18 protein-coding genes are annotated in these 19,626 nt (G+C 61.9%); 2 read left to right on the top strand and 16 right to left on the bottom strand.

Translation table 11 applies throughout. From position 1 onward, the window contains the following. Positions 1-22: 22 nt before the first annotated feature. Complete coding sequence (locus CQ020_RS13710) at positions 23-2,083, bottom strand: ATP-dependent DNA helicase (RefSeq protein WP_105692343.1); 2,061 nt, start codon at positions 2,081-2,083, stop codon at positions 23-25. Then, positions 2,076-3,638, bottom strand: a complete 1,563-nt coding sequence (gene hflX / locus CQ020_RS13705) for a GTPase HflX (protein ID WP_024820371.1) — start codon at positions 3,636-3,638, stop codon at positions 2,076-2,078. The genes CQ020_RS13710 and hflX overlap by 8 nt, the downstream gene beginning before the upstream one ends. Before the next feature lie 519 nt (positions 3,639-4,157). Between hflX and CQ020_RS13700 the strand changes: the two genes are divergently transcribed. Further along, positions 4,158-4,772 (top strand): class I SAM-dependent methyltransferase, encoded by a 615-nt coding sequence (locus tag CQ020_RS13700; protein WP_105692342.1) that lies wholly within the window; start codon positions 4,158-4,160, stop codon positions 4,770-4,772. Here the strand turns inward: CQ020_RS13700 and dapF are convergent. The 6 genes from dapF to CQ020_RS13670 form a co-directional block, all read right to left on the bottom strand. Then, a complete protein-coding gene (gene dapF, locus CQ020_RS13695) occupies positions 4,747-5,721 on the bottom strand; it encodes a diaminopimelate epimerase (protein ID WP_105692341.1) in 975 nt (324 codons plus the stop codon). The two genes, CQ020_RS13700 and dapF, sit on opposite strands and share 26 nt — an antisense overlap. Positions 5,722-5,767: 46 nt before the next feature. Then, positions 5,768-6,694, bottom strand: a complete 927-nt coding sequence (miaA, locus tag CQ020_RS13690; RefSeq protein WP_105692340.1) for a tRNA (adenosine(37)-N6)-dimethylallyltransferase MiaA — start codon at positions 6,692-6,694, stop codon at positions 5,768-5,770. Positions 6,695-6,713: 19 nt separating this feature from the next. After that, a complete protein-coding gene (gene miaB, locus CQ020_RS13685; protein ID WP_105692339.1) occupies positions 6,714-8,261 on the bottom strand; it encodes a tRNA (N6-isopentenyl adenosine(37)-C2)-methylthiotransferase MiaB in 1,548 nt (515 codons plus the stop codon). After that, a complete protein-coding gene (locus CQ020_RS13680) occupies positions 8,261-8,803 on the bottom strand; it encodes a regulatory protein RecX (RefSeq protein WP_105692338.1) in 543 nt (180 codons plus the stop codon). The genes miaB and CQ020_RS13680 overlap by 1 nt, the downstream gene beginning before the upstream one ends. Further along, positions 8,793-9,836: a recombinase RecA gene (gene recA / locus CQ020_RS13675; RefSeq protein ID WP_062067643.1), complete on the bottom strand. Its 1,044-nt coding sequence runs from the start codon at positions 9,834-9,836 to the stop codon at positions 8,793-8,795. The genes CQ020_RS13680 and recA overlap by 11 nt, the downstream gene beginning before the upstream one ends. A gap of 259 nt (positions 9,837-10,095) precedes the next feature. Further along, on the bottom strand, positions 10,096-10,293 hold the full coding sequence (locus CQ020_RS13670) for a DUF3046 domain-containing protein (RefSeq protein ID WP_258141885.1): 198 nt from the start codon (positions 10,291-10,293) through the stop codon (positions 10,096-10,098). A gap of 68 nt (positions 10,294-10,361) precedes the next feature. Here CQ020_RS13670 and CQ020_RS13665 point away from each other — a divergent pair, with 68 nt between their 5' ends. Then, entirely contained in the window at positions 10,362-10,901 is a 540-nt protein-coding gene (locus tag CQ020_RS13665; RefSeq protein ID WP_181151880.1) for a MarR family winged helix-turn-helix transcriptional regulator, read from the top strand. Between the two features lie 92 nt (positions 10,902-10,993). Here the strand turns inward: CQ020_RS13665 and CQ020_RS13660 are convergent, their stop codons facing one another. The 8 genes from CQ020_RS13660 to CQ020_RS13625 all read right to left on the bottom strand — a co-directional run bounded on the left by CQ020_RS13660 (position 10,994) and on the right by CQ020_RS13625 (position 19,568). Then, positions 10,994-11,428 (bottom strand): helix-turn-helix domain-containing protein, encoded by a 435-nt coding sequence (locus CQ020_RS13660; RefSeq protein WP_024820363.1) that lies wholly within the window; start codon positions 11,426-11,428, stop codon positions 10,994-10,996. Positions 11,429-11,565: 137 nt separating this feature from the next. Continuing rightward, entirely contained in the window at positions 11,566-12,078 is a 513-nt protein-coding gene (locus CQ020_RS13655) for a CinA family protein (RefSeq protein ID WP_105692335.1), read from the bottom strand. After that, a complete protein-coding gene (gene pgsA, locus CQ020_RS13650; protein WP_105692334.1) occupies positions 12,075-12,677 on the bottom strand; it encodes a CDP-diacylglycerol--glycerol-3-phosphate 3-phosphatidyltransferase in 603 nt (200 codons plus the stop codon). The genes CQ020_RS13655 and pgsA overlap by 4 nt, the downstream gene beginning before the upstream one ends. A 23-nt stretch (positions 12,678-12,700) precedes the next feature. Then, positions 12,701-15,652 (bottom strand): DNA translocase FtsK, encoded by a 2,952-nt coding sequence (locus tag CQ020_RS13645; protein WP_374955197.1) that lies wholly within the window; start codon positions 15,650-15,652, stop codon positions 12,701-12,703. 12 nt (positions 15,653-15,664) lie between these two features. Next, positions 15,665-17,356, bottom strand: coding sequence for a ribonuclease J (locus CQ020_RS13640; protein ID WP_024820359.1), 1,692 nt, complete (start codon positions 17,354-17,356; stop codon positions 15,665-15,667). 6 nt (positions 17,357-17,362) lie between these two features. Next, positions 17,363-18,295 (bottom strand): 4-hydroxy-tetrahydrodipicolinate synthase, encoded by a 933-nt coding sequence (gene dapA / locus CQ020_RS13635; protein WP_062067625.1) that lies wholly within the window; start codon positions 18,293-18,295, stop codon positions 17,363-17,365. 71 nt (positions 18,296-18,366) lie between these two features. Beyond that, positions 18,367-19,209 (bottom strand): carbon-nitrogen hydrolase family protein, encoded by an 843-nt coding sequence (locus CQ020_RS13630; RefSeq protein ID WP_258141882.1) that lies wholly within the window; start codon positions 19,207-19,209, stop codon positions 18,367-18,369. Positions 19,210-19,232: 23 nt separating this feature from the next. After that, the gene (locus tag CQ020_RS13625; RefSeq protein ID WP_105692332.1) at positions 19,233-19,568 is read right to left on the bottom strand and encodes a hypothetical protein; all 336 of its coding nucleotides are present in this window, start codon (positions 19,566-19,568) and stop codon (positions 19,233-19,235) included. Positions 19,569-19,626: the final 58 nt, after the last annotated feature.

Below are 19,626 nucleotides of genomic sequence, written 5' to 3'. Positions count from 1 at the left end.
CGGGCTTAGCTGCAGGCCTTGCTCACGGGGTCTTAGCCGAGCCCAGACGCTCCAAGACACCACGCACCACTGTCCGGTCCGTCGTAGCCCAGAACGGCGGCAGGGCAGCGCGCAGGAAGCCCCCATAGCGCTCCGTCGACAGCCGCGAGTCGAGTACCGCCACAACCCCTTTGTCTCCCGTAGAGCGGATAAGCCGGCCTGCGCCCTGAGCCAGGCGAATGGCAGCGTGAGTGGCTGACACAGCCATGAAACCGTTCCCGCCCGATTGGGCCACTGCCCTGGAACGTGCGGTCATCAGGGGATCATCAGGACGTGGGAAGGGTATGCGGTCAATGACCACCAGACGGCATGAGCCACCGGGAACGTCGACGCCTTGCCATAGTGACATGGTTCCGAAGAGGCACGTGTCAGGCTCGTCCGCGAACTGCTTCACCAGGGCCGCCATGGTGGATTCGCCTTGGCAGAGGATATCCACGTCCAACCGGAGCCGCATGGCATCGGCGGCTTCTTCGGCTGCACGCCGTGAAGAGAACAGGCAAAGCGCTCCGCCGCCGGATGCGCGGATGAGGTCTTCCAACTCGTCCAGCGCCTCAGGCGAGGTGCCGCGGCCCGGCTTGGGCAGGTGCTTTGCGACGTATAAGACACCTTGCTTGGGATAGTCAAAGGGCGAACCGACATCGATTCCGGTCCAGCTCGGTGCACCGTCGCCAATCAGGCCAAGACCACCAGCCGCTGGTTCGAAGGCCGAGCCAATGGCCAGCGTGGCGGAGGTCAGCACCACGGTGTGGCCGGCAAAGAGGCCCTCCCGAAGCCGCCCTGCGACACTGAGCGGGGCGATATTGATGAGAGCCGGAGCTGTCTCGTCCGGTGGCGAGTAGCCCTGCTGGGGGTCGAACGTGCTGTTCCGCGAGAACCAGACCACTTCGCGGTTCTCTTTGGCGGCCAGCATCCGCTCGCACAATTCCAGGATGAGCATAAGCCGTGATCGGGCGAGTTGCCGTCCACCGTCCACAGCGTTAGAGGAATCGGTCTTCGAATCCGAGAGCGCCGCGCGTGTGGCGTCGCGCAATTGGTCCAGGCAATCGAGTTGTTCGTCGTTGAGGCCATTGGGCAACAAACCGTTGGGCACGCCGGCTATGGCCATGTCCAAGCTGTCCGCAGCGGCGTTGAGGGCATCCACAGTGATGGCCGTGTGTTTACGGGCACTGGATGCTGCCGCGTGGACCATGGCAACGGACAGCTGCCCTGAAACGGCACCTGTTACCCGGTCCTGAAGCTCATGCGCCTCATCAACCACCACCACGTCATACTCGGGCAATACAGCCAAGCCTTCGAAGGCGCTGACAGCCAGCATGGCGTGGTTGGTGACCACGACGTCGGCCTCTCCCGCCCTTGAGCGGGCCAGCTCGCTGAAGCACTCTTCCGCCACGGGGCACTTCTGGGCACCCAGGCACTCCATGGACGTCACGGATACTTGCCGCCAGGCTCTGTCAGTGACACCAGGCATGAGTTCGTCGCGGTCTCCGGTGGTGGTCTTCTCCGCCCATTCCCGGAGGCGGACCACTTCCTTACCCAACTGGGATTGCGGGCCGCCCATAGACGCGGCGAAGTGCGGGACGCTGGTGTCCTCCCCCAGGGAGAACAGCTGTCCTTCGGAGGGCTCCTCGCTGGGGAACCCGCCTTCGAGTTTCTGCAGGCACACGTAATTGGCCCTGCCTTTGACCAGCGCCACATTGACCGGTCGCTCAAGGGCAGGGTTGATGGTCTCCAGCAGCCGGGGAAGGTCCCGGCCCACGATCTGGGTCTGGAGTGCCAAGGTGGCGGTGGACACCAGGGTCGGTTTGTCGCTGTCCATGGAATGAGCGATCAACGGAATCAGGTAAGCCAGTGACTTACCCGTTCCGGTTCCCGCCTGCACCAGTAGATGCTCCCCGGTCTCTATGGCCCGGGTGACATGCTTGGCCATTTCGTGCTGGCCGGCACGGCTTTGTCCGCCCATACCTGCAACAGCCCGGTCCAACAACTCGAGGGTGGCCTTCTCCCCCTCCGACTTGACGGCATCCGCCGCCACCTTCTCAACCATTGCTGACGAATGACTCCAGCTCGGCGGCCAGACCTTCGCGCACCATGACAACTACGCGGGTCCCGTTCTCCTCATGCTCGAGGCTAAGGATTTCCGAGTCGGAGTTGTGCAACTTGTTGATCATTTCCCCGCGCTCGTAGGGAATGAGCAGTTCAAGGCGCACACCAGGCCGGGGAATGGACCTGCTGATGTCTTCGAGCAGTTCCGCGATGCCCTGCCCCGTGCGGGTGGACACCACAGCATGGCGGGGTTCTTTCTGCTTAAGACGCTCCACCACGAAGGGATCAGCTACATCAACCTTGTTGAGGACGATGATCTCGGGAACCTTACGGGCATCCACTTCGGTGAAAACGGACCTGACCGCTGCAATCTGCCCCTCAGGATCGGGGTGCGATGCATCCACGACGTGGAGGATCAGATCCGAGTCCGCAACTTCTTCCAACGTTGACCGGAAGGCCTCAATCAGCTGGGTAGGCAACGAGCGAACGAAGCCGACGGTGTCTGCGAGGGTGTACCCGATGCCGTCCGGCGTTTGCGCCTTACGGACCGTGGGATCAAGGGTGGCGAACAGGGCGTTCTCCACCAGGACACCGGCGTCAGTGAGGCGGTTGAGGAGGGAGGACTTGCCAGCGTTCGTGTACCCGGCAATAGCTACTGACGGGACAGCGTTACGACGGCGGTTGGCCCGCTTGGTCTCCCGCGCAGGCTTCATTGCGGCGATTTCACGACGCAGCTTGGCCATACGGGTACGGATTCGCCGCCGATCAAGTTCGATCTTGGTTTCACCAGGACCACGGGAGCCCATGCCGGCGCCCGCTCCACCCACCTGGCCACCAGCCTGGCGGGACATGGAGTCACCCCAACCACGAAGCCTCGGGAGCAGGTACTCGAGCTGCGCGAGCTCAACCTGCGCCTTGCCTTCGCGGCTCTTGGCGTGCTGGGCAAAGATGTCAAGGATCAACGTGGTGCGGTCAACTACCTTGACCTTCACGATGTCCTCAAGTCCACGTCGCTGAGACGGCGCAAGCTCGGTATCAACCACCACGGTGTCGGCGCCGGTGGCTGCGACGATGTCCTTAAGCTCCTGGGCCTTACCGGAACCAAGGAACGTCCCGGGGTCCGGCTTCTGTCGGCGCTGAACCAGGCCGTCCAGCACCTCGGATCCAGCCGTCTCGGCAAGTGCGGCAAGCTCACGCAGACTGTTCTCCGCATCCGCGAGGGTCCCCTCGGTCCACAGGCCCGCCAGTACAACGCGCTCGAGGCGCAGCTGCCGGTATTCGACCTCGGTGACGTCCTCAAGTTCGGTGGACAGTCCCGCGGTACGCCGGAGGGCGCGGCGTTCAGCCAGGTCTTCCTGGTCGCCGTCGTAGATGCTGTGTTCCTGGTCCAGCGTGGAAATCGCCTGCGCCTTGCCGAACACACCATTGGCGTCGTTGTCGTCGGATGCCTGCGCAGGTACATCCTTGGAAAGAATCCGGTCGATGACGGCCTGGATTTGTTCAGGACTCATGTCCTGGGCGTCGGAATCGGATCCGGAGTGCTTCTGGGTGGTCATGGTCTCCTTAGACTGTTCGGCAATTCCAGAATAGTGCTGTTTGGTGCTCGATGGGGCGCTATTCGCGCTGGGCTGACGGGCATCGGCCAAAAGGGCCTCCTGTGTGCTGAACGGCAACCTCCCGTCAGGGAGGCGGCTGCTGTAACAATGGCGTGGTGGAATCCGCGGGGAGGGTCCTTGGGCCGAGGTGAGGATTCTTTGCCGGTGGCAACGCAGGGGGCCACGTACAACATGGCGGTTCACTGCGAATGAGCGGACGGGATCTTCAGAGTGTCCGGCTCCACTACGAGGAGCTATGGACAGAGCCTTCGGGACCTGCCGGGCGGAAGGGCCGGGCCGGGCTAAATGCCAAACCGGGCCCGCGTCGCGGGCGGTGCCATTAAACGCCTGATGACTCAGGCATTTCGGCTGATTACTCAAAGATCAAGAACATGCGCTCCACTTTAGCAGCCGCTGTCAAACAGGCGGCGGAAGGAGGCGGTTTCCCTTGCTGACGATAGCCAACTAATCTGGCAAATTATGGAGTCTGCACACTATTTCACCGCCCAACCGGCCGGACCGTTCACCCGCAAGCCACTGACAGTGGAACTTGCTGGAGCCACGCGCCGGCTGCAGACCTCGTCGGGTATCTTCAGCCCCGACGGCGTGGACAAAGGTACCGCGGTTCTCTTCGCCGAAGTTCCCCCGCCGTCGCCGAAGGGGCACTTGCTGGACATCGGCTGCGGCTGGGGTCCGATTGCCCTCACTTTGGGCTTGATGGCACCACATGCTCATGTTCACGCCGTTGACGTCAATGAGCGATGCATCACGTTGACCAACGAGAACGCTGCTGCGCTCGGCCTCACGAACGTCACCGCCAGCCTCCCGCACGAGGTGGATCCCGCCGTCGAATTCGACACGATCTGGTCCAACCCGCCTATCCGCATCGGCAAGGACGAACTTCACTCTCTGCTGCTGACGTGGCTGCCCCGGCTGGCGCCAGGCGGCAGCGCTTGGTTGGTCGTTCAGAAAAACCTGGGCTCGGACTCGCTCCAACGGTGGCTAGCGACAGAACTGGACAGTACTTACACGGTCTCCCGTGAAAGTACCTCCAAGACGTTCAGGATCATCAGGGTCCGGAAAGCGTCCCTGTAGCCACGATGACTGCGGGACCGCTGAGTTCCACATGCTCGCGTCCGCCTGCGCCGGGGATGAACTTCACGGCCACCACACCGCCCGGTACGTTGACGTGCCAGTCGTTGGGAGCCGAGTCGCCGGCCCAGTGACGAATGGCGACGGCGGCGGCGCACGCGCCGGTGCCACAGGACTGCGTCTCCCCCACACCTCGCTCGTGCACGCGCATGGTGATGGTTCCTACGCCGTCCGCCACCAGCGGCTCTGCGGGAACCACGAACTCGACGTTGGTTCCGTTGACAGGCTTGGGATCCACCACGGGGACTTTGAAAAGCTGCGTGGCCGTGAGCTCGCTGAGTTCGGCCAGTGCAACCACCGTGTGAGGATTACCCATGCTCACCGAGAGGCCGGGCCGGGCAACTTCCAAGCCGTCTGCGCTGACCAAGGCATCCATGGCCTTGCTCTTGGCCTCATCCGGGAAGATGAACTCCCACGGGCCCATATCCACGGCATAGCCATTGGCTGTCCGTACCACCTTCTTGACTCCACCGCGGGTGCCAATTGCAAGTGTCTGCCCGGGTCCCAGGTCCACCAAACCCTCGGCAATGAGGAAATGGACGAAGACACGCACTCCATTGCCACACATTTCCGAGAGTGAACCGTCACCGTTGCGGTAATCCATGAACCACTCCGCCTCGGGATCCTGTTCCAGGGCAACGCGGCCTTCAGGGAGGAAGCGGGACGGCACCGCCCGAATAAGGCCGTCGCCACCGATGCCTACATGGCGGTCGCACAACTGCGCCACGTGCTCGGCGGTGATCTCGTGGGCGTCACCGGGATCAGCAATCAGGACAAAGTCGTTGCCCGTTCCGTGGCCCTTTGAAAAAGCCAGACCTGCAAGGCTGGAAAGTGTCACCGGAGCATCCGCATTTGCGGGCTGCCGGGCGGGAACTGCGGCGGTTTCATCCATGGATCTAGGCTACCCGCCACGCGTGTTCGGCCAGAAATTGCCCCGGCTACTTTCCGGCCGCCAGAGTTGCCTCGACCGCCTTGGCCACGAGCTCCGGATCCTGCCAATCGAGCCAGGTGATGCGTGGGTCTGCCCTGAACCACGTCAGCTGGCGCCTCGCAAACTGCCGGGTAGCCACGATGGTTTCCTCGGCGGCAGCATCGACGGTCATCACGCCGTCCAGAACTTTCAGGAATTGGGCGTAACCCAAAGCGCGCGACGCCGTCTTGCCCCTGCGCAATCCGATGGCGTCAAGCCGCGCAACTTCCTCTTGGAGACCTTCCTCCACCATCCGGTGCACCCGCAGTGCCAGACGTTCCCGCAGTTGTTCACGATCCACCTCCAGCCCGATCTGAAGAGCGGGCTGAAAATACTCGCGCTGTGGCATGAACGAACTGAAAGGACGACCGGTCAGACCGTGCACCTCCAGAGCCCGGATCACGCGCCGGGCATCGCCGAGGCGGGCCGCGGACACGGGATCCACTTCTTCAAGCCGGGCACGCAACGGCGCAAGCCCTTGCACTTGGAACTCTTCTTCCAGGCGCTTACGGAGTTCGGGATCTGTTCCAGGAAATTCCAGAACGTCCAGGGCGGCGCGAACATAGAGACCGGAACCGCCCACAAGGATGGCACGCTTTCCCCGCGAGTGAATATCACTAATGGCCGAGCGGCATTCACGTTGGAAGTCCGCCACGCTGGCTTCCTGGGTGACCTCCATGATGTCCAGCAAATGGTGCGGCACACCGCGTTGTTCATCCCTGGTGATCTTGGCGGTTCCAATGTCCATGCCCCGGTAAAACTGCAGGGCGTCGGCATTGATGACTTCACCGTTCAAGGCCAGGGCAAGGTTGACGCCCAGATCCGATTTACCTGAACCCGTGGGACCAACAACGGCAATGACAGGCTGCGGAAGTTCCTGGCTGAAGTGCGACATAGGATCCTGTGGTCCGCCCTTAGGCGCGACGAACAGGCAGCGACGGCATGCCCAACGACACACCTGTCTTCCCTGAAGCAGCTCCTGCTGCGGGGACTCCACAGGAATCAGCCTGTGACCGATCCCAGGCATCGCCTGCACGGGAGCGGCGCAGGACGTAATCCTCCGGAGTTCCCGGATCAGCTACCAGGTGGAACGCAGCGGCCTCGGTAATGGTGACCGTGACGAAGTCGCCCGGCCGCGGAGTCCCGGCACCGGCAGGTACGGAGAAGTGCACCAGCCTTTGGTCCTTGGACCGACCGGACAGCCTGTGTGTCTCTCCTGCTTTCCGTCCTGACTGCGCCGTGACCAGGACCTCCACTTGACGGCCCAGCTGCTTGGCGTTCTCCTCAGCAGCTATGCGGTCCTGCAACGCCGTGAGACGCTCGTAGCGCTCCTGCACCACGGCCTTGGGAAGTTGCTCCGGAAGGTCAGCAGCCGGGGTGCCTGGCCGCTTTGAGTACTGGAACGTGAAGGCGGAGGCAAACCGCGATTTCTCCACGACATCCAGGGTTGCCTGGAAATCTTCCTCGGTTTCGCCCGGGAAGCCAACGATGATGTCCGTAGTGATGGCGGCATGGGGAATGCGTTCACGCACCTTGTCCAGGATCCCCAGGAACTTGCTGGAACGGTAGGAACGGCGCATGTCCTTCAGCACCTTGTCCGAGCCGGACTGCAGCGGCATGTGCAATTGAGGCATGGCGTTAGGTGTCTCAGCCATCGCATCAATGACGTCGTCGGTGAATGCTGCGGGATGCGGGCTGGTGAAACGAACGCGTTCCAACCCTTCAATTGCACCGCAGGCACGCAGGAGTTTGGAGAATGCCTGACGGTCACCGAATTCCACACCGTACGAATTCACGTTCTGGCCGAGCAACGTGACTTCAACAGCGCCGTCATCAACGAGCGCCTGGATTTCGGCCAGGATCTCCCCCGGACGCCGGTCTTTCTCCTTGCCACGAAGCGAAGGCACAATGCAGAACGTGCAGGTGTTATTGCAGCCCACGGAGATGGAAACCCACCCGGCATACACGGAGTCACGCTTGGTGGGCAGTGTAGACGGAAACACGTCCAAGGATTCGAGAATCTCCAGTTGTGCCTCATTGTTATGCCGTGCGCGCTTGAGCAGGGCTGGCAGTGCCCCCACATTGTGGGTTCCAAACACGGCGTCGACCCACGGCGCCTTCTTCACGATGGTTTCGCGGTCCTTCTGGGCCAGGCAACCGCCAACAGCAATCTGCATGGAGGGGTTCGCCTCTTTGACCTGCCGCAGCTGGCCGAGGTTTCCGTAGAGTTTGTTGTCTGCGTTCTCACGGACAGCACAGGTGTTGAAGACCACCACATCCGCAACCTCCCCGTCAGCGGGCACGTAGCCGGCTTCTTCGAGAAGTCCAGCCATGCGCTCTGAATCATGGACGTTCATCTGGCAGCCGAAAGTCCGAACCTGATAGGTCCTGGGCTCTGTACCAGTACTGGGCTCCACGGAAGGAGAGATGGCAGCTGATGGGGAGGGAATGGTCAAACTCACTACTCAAGGGTACCGGCTTCAGCCAGCACCTCACCGACGATTCTGAAGGCCATGGAAGGGGCGTAGCCTTTGCGTGCAAGCATCGAGGCCAGCCGGCGGGTGTACTTGTCCCGCTCTGCCCGACCGCTTAGATCCATACTGGGCCGCAGCTTGCGCCGAACCAGCTCCCGGGCAGCCAATTCCTCATCTTGGTCGCTGAGCTGCGATAGTGCTTCTTCAGCCGCATCCAGCTCGATGCCTTTGTCTGCCAGTTCGCGACGGATGGCGCCCTTCGCAAGCTTTTTGCTTTGCGAGCGGCTTCTGACCCACATCCTGGCAAACTCGGCATCATCGATCAGCTGAACTTCTTCGAAGCGATCCAAGACTGCCTCGGCCACGTCCTCGGGAACGTTCCGCTCCGCGAGCTTCCGGGACAACTGCAGCCGGCTCCGCGGCGCCATCGTCAACTGCCTCAAGACGATGGCACGCGCCACGGATTCGGGATCAGGTTCAGGATCGGCCGCTACGGAAGAATCCGGATCCGGCCGTCTTCTAGCCGTCAACGGCCTTCAGCTTCGGGGAATCTTCTTCAACCTTGGCGACGCCCACGCCGAGCTTTTCCTTGATCAGGCGCTCCAGCTCCTGGGCGAGCTCAGGGTTGTCGCGCAGGAAGCGACGCGAGTTCTCCATGCCCTGGCCCAGTTGATCGCCATCGTAGGTGAACCACGAACCCGATTTCTTGATGATGCCGTGCTCCACACCCATGTCAATGATGCCGCCCTCGCGGGAGATGCCCTGACCGTAGATGATGTCGAACTCGGCGATCTTGAAGGGCGGTGCCATCTTGTTCTTGACGATCTTTGCCTTGGTGCGGTTACCGACGGAGTCCGCGCCTTCCTTCAGGGTCTGAATGCGGCGAACATCGATTCGTACTGACGCATAGAACTTCAGCGCCTTACCACCCGTGGTGGTTTCCGGAGATCCGAAGAACACGCCGATCTTTTCACGCAGCTGGTTGATGAAGATGGCGGTGGTCTTGGTCTGGCTCAAGCGACCGGTGATCTTACGCAGTGCCTGGCTCATGAGCCTGGCCTGGAGGCCAACGTGGGAGTCGCCCATTTCGCCTTCGATTTCAGCGCGGGGTACCAAGGCAGCCACGGAGTCGATGACCACGATGTCCAGCGAGCCGGAACCCACCAGCATGTCCATGATTTCGAGGGCTTGCTCGCCGGTGTCCGGCTGGGAGACCAAGAGTGCATCCGTGTCCACGCCGAGCTTGGCGGCGTAGTCCGGGTCAAGCGCGTGTTCGGCGTCGATGAAGGCCGCGATGCCGCCGGCGCGCTGTGCATTGGCTACGGCGTGAAGTGCCACGGTGGTTTTACCCGAGGATTCCGGACCGTAGATTTCCACGACGCGGCCACGTGGCAGGCCACCAATGCCAAGGGCGACATCCAGTGCAATGGAGCCGGTGGGAATGACCTCAATCGGTGCCCGGGTGTCATCACCCAGACGCATGATAGAGCCTTTACCGAACTGCTTGTCGATCTGGGCAAGCGCTGCTTCGAGCGCCTTCTCACGATCCGGGGCTGCCGCCATGGTTCACACCTCTGATGCTTTCTCGCTGTGGAGTGGCCTGAAAGGCCGCTTTCCTGTCATGTCAGACGCTATTACGGCGCCCTGACATTTTTACAAGCCAACCCCTGCTATGTGGATAAACAGGAGTGTCGGCATGCCCCGGACGCGTCGTTCAGGATCAATTTTCCTCTTTCAGGAGCATATCCCCATCCGAACAGATATTCGAATGACGGGCACGGTGTGTCTTCCGGGGCCCTTTACCCCAGCGAGACACATGTGGTCAGTTTGAGGCCGGCTTGATGTCCTTGCCCAGCCTTCGCTCGGGAGGGACATCCTGAACCTCGCACACAGCCAACCACACCTCGCGGGGTTGGTAGCCGGAGGCCAACGCCTCTTCGGCGGTCCGTCCACCCACACCGGCGAGTACCAGGGAGCTGGCCAGGACCCGGGAGTAGCCTGCCCCGAATTCGTCGTCCATTAGTCGCCAAAAGTCACTTGCCCTCACCGATAGAGTCTCTCATGGCGCCGGACTCTAGAATGGTTGCCATGAGCAATCCTCTCCAGAGCACGCCCGGTCCGGCCGTGCCAGGCGACGCCGTGGACGACGCCCTCCAGCAGGTGGAACACCAGCTGAGCCTGCTCTGGCGCCGCGCCCGTTCGATCTCCCATCAGTTGTCACGCCAAGTCCACCCGGACATGGAACCTGCTGCCTACGGGCTCCTTACGGTCATCCGCAGGGAAGGGCCCATCCGGCTCACGGACCTTGCCACCTGCATTGGGGTTGGCAAGCCGTCTGTGAGCCGTCAGATCGCCTTCCTGGAGAGCATCGGCCTCGTCTACAAGGAGGCAGACCCGCAGGACGGCAGGGCCCAATCCATCCGGTTGACGGACAAGGGTGAGGAGAAGATGCACCAGGTCCAGGACGCACGGAGGCAGGTATTCCGTGAACGACTCGGCGAATGGCCGCTGGAGGACGTCCAAACCTTGGCTGACTATATGGGCCGCCTTAACGCCATTTACGGTGATGGCGTCCTCAACGTCAAGGATTCAGGGCTCGACGTCGAGGACAAAACCGAGGCCGTTTGAGCAGCACCCGCCCCAACGGACATTCCGCGCATTCGACGAAAAAGGTCCCCAGCCTCAGGCTGGGGACCTTCTCCATGACTATGGTGGAACGGTTACCGGGCTCCGGAGAGCATTCCCTGCGGGAAATCGTCCGTGAGGTCCAGATCGCGACCATAACGCTGGGAGAATTCCTGCGGAACAGTGTCCGGAACTGCAACACCTTCTGCGACGGCCACGCGATCGCTGACTTCGCGAAGCATGTGGGACAGCGGAACATCCAGGGCTGTGCAGATAGAAGACAGGAGCTCGGAAGAAGCCTCCTTTTGGCCGCGTTCAACTTCACTCAAGTAGCCGAGTGAAACGCGGGCGCTGTGCGAAACCTCGCGGAGGGTACGGCCCTGACGCTGGCGGACATCGCGCAGTACATCACCGATCTCGTGGCGTAGTACAACCATTTTGCGCTCCTTCTGCTCGCTCTGTGTCTGATCAGCCAAGCCCACATCCTTCCAGCGGACAACGCCGTTTACGGATACGGGCTGCTTTACCATCTGTATCGCCTTGCTCCCTCAGTCATCCGGTTCGCTGGCTGGCGGACCGGGTTGGTTTTTACATCCTAGGCGCCCCGGCTCTTCCGAAGCGACACAATGACACAACTATTGGCAATCAGTTTTTGTTCCCGACTACTTTACGAACGGTAACCAACGTCACTCAGGGCAGCAAGCAGACGCGCCACGGCGGCCTCGCAGGCTTGTTCTCTGATGGAATGCCTGTCCCCCGAGAAACGGTATTCAAACGACTCGGTTCCGGTTTTTCCGGCGATTCCGATGAACACAGTTCCTACTGCTTTGCCGTCGTGCGCCTCGGGTCCCGCCACACCCGTGGTGGAAATCCCGAGGTCGGCGCCGCAGACCCGCCGCGCGCCGTCGGCCATTGCTTCGGCCACCTGGCCGTCAACGGAGCCAGCTGCTGCAAGCAGTTCCTGCGACACGCCCAGGACGCCGGCCTTCACCGAGTTCTGGTAGGCAATCACTCCGCCCTGCAGCATCCCGGACGCGCCCGGCGTGTTGGCCAGCATTGCGGCCACCATTCCGGCTGTCAGCGACTCTGCCGTGGCCACGGTGAGTTTGTTCCCGATAGCCATGGCGACCGCAGCCGTGGCTGTCTGCGCAGCGGAGGATGCACCTTCTCGGAACGTCATGCACGCCGCCCTGCCGCCCGTAGCTTCAGTGCCTGGACCACATATTCCACTCCGGTCCACAGAGTGATGGCAAGGGCCGCCATCATGACCCAGAATGCGACGTCACCCAGCCAGGGAGCGATTGCTTTCAGCGGAAGTAGGTAGAGGAAGATGGCCACGGTTTGGACCACTGTTTTCAGCTTGCCGCCCCGTGAAGCCGGCATGACACCGTAGCGGATAACGACAAACCGAAGCGCAGTAATCCCCCACTCCCGCACGAGGATCAGGATGGTCACCCACCACGGCAACTCCCCCAGGATGGACAGGAGAACCAGCGCGGAACCGATCAGCAGCTTGTCGGCAATGGGATCGGCGATCTTGCCGAAGTTGGTGATCAGGCCCCGCGCCCTGGCGATGTCGCCGTCGAGCTTGTCCGTGTAGATGGCAACGGCGAAAGCCACAACGGCCGCCCAACGCCAGATCCCGTACTCGCCGTCGTCGGCCACAAGGAACCAAACGAAGAACGGAACCAGGGCGATGCGGAGCATGGTGAGGATGTTGGGCAGGTTCCAGACGTCGGAACTGCTGGAAGTCGCGTTATCACCCTCGGCTTTAGTCACCCCACAAGGCTACCCTCTTTGGGCTACCGTCCCGTGAGCGACCAAGCGTCCTCGCCGCCCTCTTCGTCATCATTTGGACCGTCGGCGCCGTCGTAATATTCAATGGCCTGCGTCCGGTTATCCAGGTCCGCCTGAACAAGGTCTTCGGCATAACCGCCGACGGCGATGTTCGAGTTCGCGTTATCGCTCAGTGCCGCCGTGTGGGCGTCGGGTGCAGCGGGTGACTCCTGTCCCTTCATCGCCGCCAGAACGGCAGCGAGGTCATCAGGCTTTACCAGGACATCGCGCGCCTTCGAACCCTCCGAGGGGCCCACCACTCCGCGGGATTCCAGCAGGTCCATGAGACGGCCGGCCTTGGCAAAGCCCACTCGAAGCTTTCGCTGAAGCATGGACGTTGAACCGAACTGTGTGGTCACCACAAGCTCCGTTGCCTGGAGCAGGACTTCGAGGTCGTCTCCGATGTCGTCGTCGATCTGCTTCTTGGGCGCCTCTGCAGCGACGTCGTCGCGGTAGACGGCCTGCAGCTGCCCCTTAACGTGCTCCACAACCTTATGGATCTCCGATTCCGTGACCCAGGCGCCCTGGACACGCATGGCCTTGGAAGCACCCATCGGAAGGAACAGCGCGTCGCCTTGTCCGATCAGCTTCTCGGCGCCCGGCTGATCCAACACAACACGGGAGTCCGTGACGGACGATGTGGCAAACGCCATACGGGATGGAACGTTCGCCTTGATCAGGCCAGTGACAACATCCACGGATGGACGCTGGGTTGCCAGCACCAAGTGGATGCCGGCGGCACGTGCGAGCTGGGTGATGCGGACAATCGAGTCTTCGACGTCGCGTGGGGCAACCATCATGAGGTCGGCGAGCTCGTCAACGATCACCAGCAGGTACGGGTAAGGCTTGATGATGCGCTTGGAGTCCACCGGCGGCACAACCTTGCCGGCCCTGACCGCTTTGTTGAAGTCGTCAATGTGCTTGTAGCCGTAGTTGGCGAGGTCGTCGTAACGGGCGTCCATCTCACGAACCACCCACTGTAGGGCCTCGGCGGCCTTCTTGGGGTTGGTGATGATGGGCGTGATGAGGTGCGGGACGCCCTCGTAGGCCGTGAGTTCCACGCGCTTGGGATCCACCATGACCATCCGCACCTCATCCGGCGTGGCGCGCATGAGGATGGAGGTGATCATGGAGTTCACAAAGCTCGACTTACCAGCACCGGTGGCACCGGCGACGAGCAAGTGGGGCATCTTGGCGAGGTTGGCTACAACGTAACCACCCTCGACGTCCTTGCCCACACCCATGACCATCGGGTGGTCCGTCCGGCGCGCATTCTGGCTCCGCAGCACATCGCCAAGCGACACCGTTTCGCGGTCCGTGTTGGGGATCTCGATGCCAATGGCCGATTTGCCCGGGATGGGGCTCAGGATCCGCACATCACTCGACGCCACGGCATAGGAGATGTTCTTGGACAGGGCAGTGACGCGCTCCACCTTGGTGCCCGGTGACAGTTCAATCTCATAGCGCGTCACAGTAGGGCCGCGGCTGAAGCCCGTCACAGCGGCTTCGACGTTGAACTGCGTAAGGGTGTCCGTCAGGGCGGCGACGACGGCGTCATTGGCTTCCGTCCGCTCCTTCGGGATGGAGCCCGGTGTCAGGTAGTCCGAAGCCGGCAAGGTGTAGGTGACGTCGCCTGCCAGGGACAGTTGCTCTGTGCGTTGCGGGATGGGCGTCTGCGGGAGGGGTGCTCCTGCAGGCTTCGCCGGAACCTGCGCAACTGGAGGTGCGGGTGCGGCCATCTCCGGGGTAAGGATCGGGATGGCTTCGGTGGGGTTCTCGATTCCCGGGGTGGCGCCCAGGCCTTGGGCAGCCTTGATCTTCCCGACGGCGATTTCCGCCTGTGTGGGGCGACGCACCCCCGGCGGAACCCGTGGTGCAGACGTATCTGGATTTTCGTCGTCGTCGACGATTGCGTGCTCGAAGGCCTCGTCCCCGACGTAGCCTTCCAAGGTGGTGTCCGCTTCCTCGTCCTTACCGAAGAAGCGCATGCGCTTTTTCTTCCTGGGCTTGGTAGCGGCCTCATTTTCGTAGAGGTAGCTGCGGTCATGGGCGTCCTTGCCGGACTCGTCCATGAGGTCCACGCCCATGAGGTGCTCGTAAGCACCGCGGATGCGGGAGGGGATGGCACCAAAGGGCGTGGCGGTGACGATCAACAGGGAAACGAAAGCCAGCAATCCGTAGAGAACAACGGGAACAGCCGCGTGGATGGCGGCTAAAGGAGCGGCCGCCAGGAAGCCCAGCATTCCGCCCGCCTTGCGCAAGCCATCGAACCCGTCTGCAACCGTGGGCAGGCCACCAATGACGTGGGCCAGGCCGGAGCCCGCCAGGGTCATGATCATGAAGCCAATGCCTACCCGGTTGTTGCCCCGCCCGTCCTGGGGCTTGCGGAAGAGGCGGAAAGCGCAGACGAACAGCATGAACGGCAGGACCAGGGACATCCAACCGAAAGTGCCATTGACGACGCTGTAGACCATATCCGGAAGCCAACCGGTCAAACCCCACCAGGCAAAGGTGGCGATCGCGACGCCCAACACCAAATTGAACAGCGCCGCACCATCCCGGCGGTCGGCGGGGTCGAGATCGCTGACGTCATAGCCGATGCGCCGGACACCGGCGCCTACAACATGGCCGATCCCCTGCCAGAAACCTGACAGCATGCGCAGCGGCAGCGGCGCTTGGGGCTCGACGGCGGCCCCCTGCTTGGTGCGGGCAGTGCTGCCACGCCCGCTCTTGCTCGCGGCGGCGCTGGTTTTGGATGCAGCTCCGCTGGTTTTGGATGCGGCTGTGCTCCGGCCTGTGCCGCCGGATTTGCTGCTGGAGCTGCCTCGTGGCGTGGAGGTAGTACGGGTCGCCATAAGTGCCACGCTACCGCAAGGGGGCCCGAAATCCGCGGATTTCGGGCCCCCTTGGGCATTCATGTTGCTGGACGGCTAAGCCTCCAGGACCACCGGAATGATCATCGGGCGGCGGCGCAGCTTGCGGTTAACCCAGGTGCCAATGATCCTGCGGACCACCTGCTGCAACTGGTGGTTGGTGTGATCTGCGTGGTTAAGCACAGCGTCTTCGAGCGCGGCGTTGATCTTGGGAATGATCTCGTCGAACACGGAGTCATCCTCGGCTACGCCACGGGCGTGGATCTCCGGGCCGGACACGATCTTGCCAGTAGTGCGGCTGATGACCGTGATAATGGAAATGAAGCCCTCGTCCCCCAGGACCCGGCGGTCCTTGAGATCGGCGTCGGTAATTTCACCCACGCTGGAACCGTCTACGTAGACGAAGCCGACCTCCACTTGGCCGACGATGTTCGCCATGTGGTCCTTGAGGTCAATAACCGTGCCGTTGTCGCTCAGGATGATGCTGTCCGAAGGAACTCCGGACTCAGCGGCTATGTTTCCGTTCGCTATCAAGTGCCGGGTTTCACCATGGACCGGCATCGCATTGAGCGGCTCGAGGATGTTGTAGCAGTAAAGCAACTCGCCGGCTGCTGCGTGTCCGGAGACGTGAACCTTTGCAGTGCCTTTGTGGATCACGTCGGCGCCGAGCTTGAGAAGGCCATTGATGATACGGAAAACGGCGTTCTCATTGCCCGGGATGAGGCTGGAGGCCAGGATGACGGTATCGCCCTTGCCAACGATCACCCGGTGGTCACCGTTGGCCATACGGGAGAGCGCAGCCATCGGCTCACCCTGCGAGCCGGTGGACATGAGAACCACGCGGTCGTCCGGCATGTTGTCGATGTTCTTGATGTCCACCAGGATGCCTTGCGGGACATCGAGGTACCCGAGCTTCGCTGCGATAGCCATGTTCCGGACCATTGAACGGCCAACAAAGGCCACCTTGCGGTTATGTTTGGCTGCGGCATCCAGAACTTGCTGGACACGGTGAACGTGGGACGAGAACGACGCCACGATGATGCGCTTCTTGGCCTGTCCGAACAGCCGGTCCAACGTGGGGCCGATTTCCTTCTCGGCAGTGGTGAAGCCCGGTACATCCGCGTTGGTGGAGTCTGCCATGAAGAGGTCTACGCCCTCTTCACCAAGGCGCGCGAAGTGCCGAAGGTCCGTGATACGGCCATCCAGCGGCAACTGATCCATCTTGAAGTCGCCTGTGTGAAGGACAGTACCGCCCTCGGTGCGGATGAAAACTGCCAACGCGTCCGGAATGGAGTGGTTGACTGCAACGAATTCGCACTCGAACGGGCCGAACTGCTCCACCTGCCCCTCCGTGACGGTCAGCGTGTACGGCTTGATCCGATGTTCCTGAAGCTTGGCCTCCACCAGGGCAAGGGTCAGCTGGGACCCGATCAGGGGGATGTCAGCCTTGAGGCGGAGCAGGTAGGGAACGGCACCAATGTGGTCCTCGTGACCATGGGTCAGGACGACGCCTACGATGTCCTGCAGCCGGTCCTCAATGTAGGAGAAATCAGGCAGGATCAAGTCGACGCCGGGCTGGGTCTCTTCGGGGAAGAGCACGCCGCAGTCAACCACCAGCAGTTTGCCGTCGATTTCGAAGACCGCCATGTTGCGGCCAATCTCTCCCAGTCCACCGAGCGGGACAATCCGCAACGTGCCTTTCGGCAGTTTTGGCGGAGTAACCAGTCCGGGAAGGGCGGTTTGGGTCATGTTTTGCTACTTTCCGGCGGAACCGTCCTGGACGTCGAAGTCCATTCCGGCTTCCGCCAAATCCCCGCGGATGATTTCGATCTCGGTCGCGTCCGGCTCCACGAGGGGCAAACGGACAACCGAGTTGGGCAGGACTCCCTGCCACTTGAGAATCTGTTTGGCGGCTACTGCGCCTTGGACCCGCGTCATGGTTGCGCGTATGACGGGTTCCAGTTCAAAATTGATGGCCCTTGCCGTAGCTAGGTCGCTGGCGTTGACAGCATCGATCAGCTCACGGAAGCGGCGCGTGGCTACATGGGTGGTGACGCCCACCAGGCCGACAGCGCCGAGCGCCATCCACTGCAGCGTCAATCCGTCATCACCGGAGTAGAAGACCAGGTCGGTTTCAGCCATCACGCGTGTGGCGGCGGCGAAGTCCGCTTTTGCGTCCTTCACGGCCACGATGTTCTGGTGCTTCGCCAGCGCAATCATGGTCTCGGGTGCGATCGCAATGGAGGATCGGCCCGGAATGTCGTAGAGCATGACGGGCAGGTCCGTGGCGGACGCAATGGTCTCAAAGTGTGCACGAACGCCCGCTTGGCTGGGCTTGTTGTAGTAAGGGGTGACGATCAGGAGACCATCGACGCCGACTTCTGCGGCGCGCTGCGAGAGGTGCACGGAGTGGGCGGTGTCGTTGGTGCCGGTCCCGGCGATGATGGCGGCCTTGCCACCGACGGCCTCTTTGACCGCCCGGAACATACCAAGGTTTTCGTCGTCCGTAAGGGTTGAGGTCTCTCCAGTGGTGCCTGTGACCACGAGTCCGTCGCAACCATCCTGGACGAGCTTTTCTGCCAGCGCCGCGGCTTGGTCATAGTCAACCTTGCCGTCCTCAGTGAACGGGGTGACCATGGCGGTCAGGAGGGTACCAAGGGCGGGAACGTTAGCGCGCAAGTCAGACATATGAAAAACGTTACCCTGTGACAGGCTTGTTGGAATAATGGGTCCCGCCTGATGGGCCTCATTCACCTTGGTTACCTGTAGTGATTGAGGCGTGACAGCTCCAACTCTGCCATGACAATTTCCGTTCCGATGCCTTTCACCTGGACCATCGACGCGCCATCAGGGCCCCACGCGCCGCTGAGCCCGCACGAAGTGCCCAACGGGGTTTCTCCACCCAGGTTTGCCAGGAGCCCGAACAGCCTGTGGTCCATTGACCGGGCACCCAAATGTAAGCCAAGGCGAAGTTCCTCACCATGCGTATACAGGGCGGAAACTGCATATACGTCCGCTTGGGCGGCCGCCGCGGCCGCAGCGTGTGAGGGATACGCGGCGTCGGCGCAGACTGCGAGCGCTATCCGCCAGCCGTCAACAGTGATCATGCCGGGTCCCGTCCCAGCAACGAACAGCTCGCCTTCCGCTCCGTGCAGGTGGGTCTTGAAAACGGGACGAATTGTCCTGTCAGGTCCGATGACGAGAGAAGCCAACCGGGGTGTGAGGTCTGCCTCCCGCCACGGTGCCCCCACGACTGCCGTTGTTTGGGTTCGGGCGCAAACGTCCTGAAGAGGCTGCAACCTTGCATCATGTTCCGTCAGCCAGGGACTTGGATGATCTGGCGATTCGGCTGCGGCAAGCGCACTCAGTTCATAGCCTGTCAGCGAGAGCTCGGGAAACAGCACGAAGCGCGCCCCTTCCGCCCGGGCACGCTCCACTAACCCAACGTGGGCTGAGACGTTTGCTGCGACAGCCTCCCCCACGGATTCAGCAGGTAGTGCTTCGTACTGCACGACGGCGGCCAGCAAATCGGCCGGGGTCCGCGTTTCTTCGCCTGATGGTGTGTGGAAGCGGCTTTGCGGCGCTTGCGATGCGTAGGTCACGGTGCCATCCTAATCGGCGACCATCACGCTGGTTTGGGTGCCCGCACCGGCTCCTCCGCACAATAGTGCGCCACGGCCCGCTCCTTGAGTTGCTCCGCCCATGCCACCAGGCGCTGGGAAGCGCGAACATACTCAAAGAGTTCAAGGGGGGTCAACGACGCCAGGTCTGTCTCGGACAAGCGTCGGGCGAGCTCTGCGCCCGGCAGCTGCTCGGCCAAGGCAGTACCTTCGCGGTGCCACTGGGTATCTTCCGGAGGCTCGCCGGCAACGAGTTGCCTGAAAAGGAAATCGACCACTCCGGGGCTCATCGCCTTCATGGGTCCTTGGAGGCCCTCAGGCGGCTTGGGATCATCACTCATGCAGCAATGCTATTCGAACATATATTCGAAGACAAGGGCTGGTTGTCCAGCAAGCGGG

It is taken from the genome of Arthrobacter sp. MYb23 (assembly GCF_002979775.1).
GTDB lineage: Bacteria > Actinomycetota > Actinomycetes > Actinomycetales > Micrococcaceae > Arthrobacter.
Note: the sequence above shows the minus strand (reverse complement) of the source record. Positions and strands in the feature narration are given on the sequence as shown.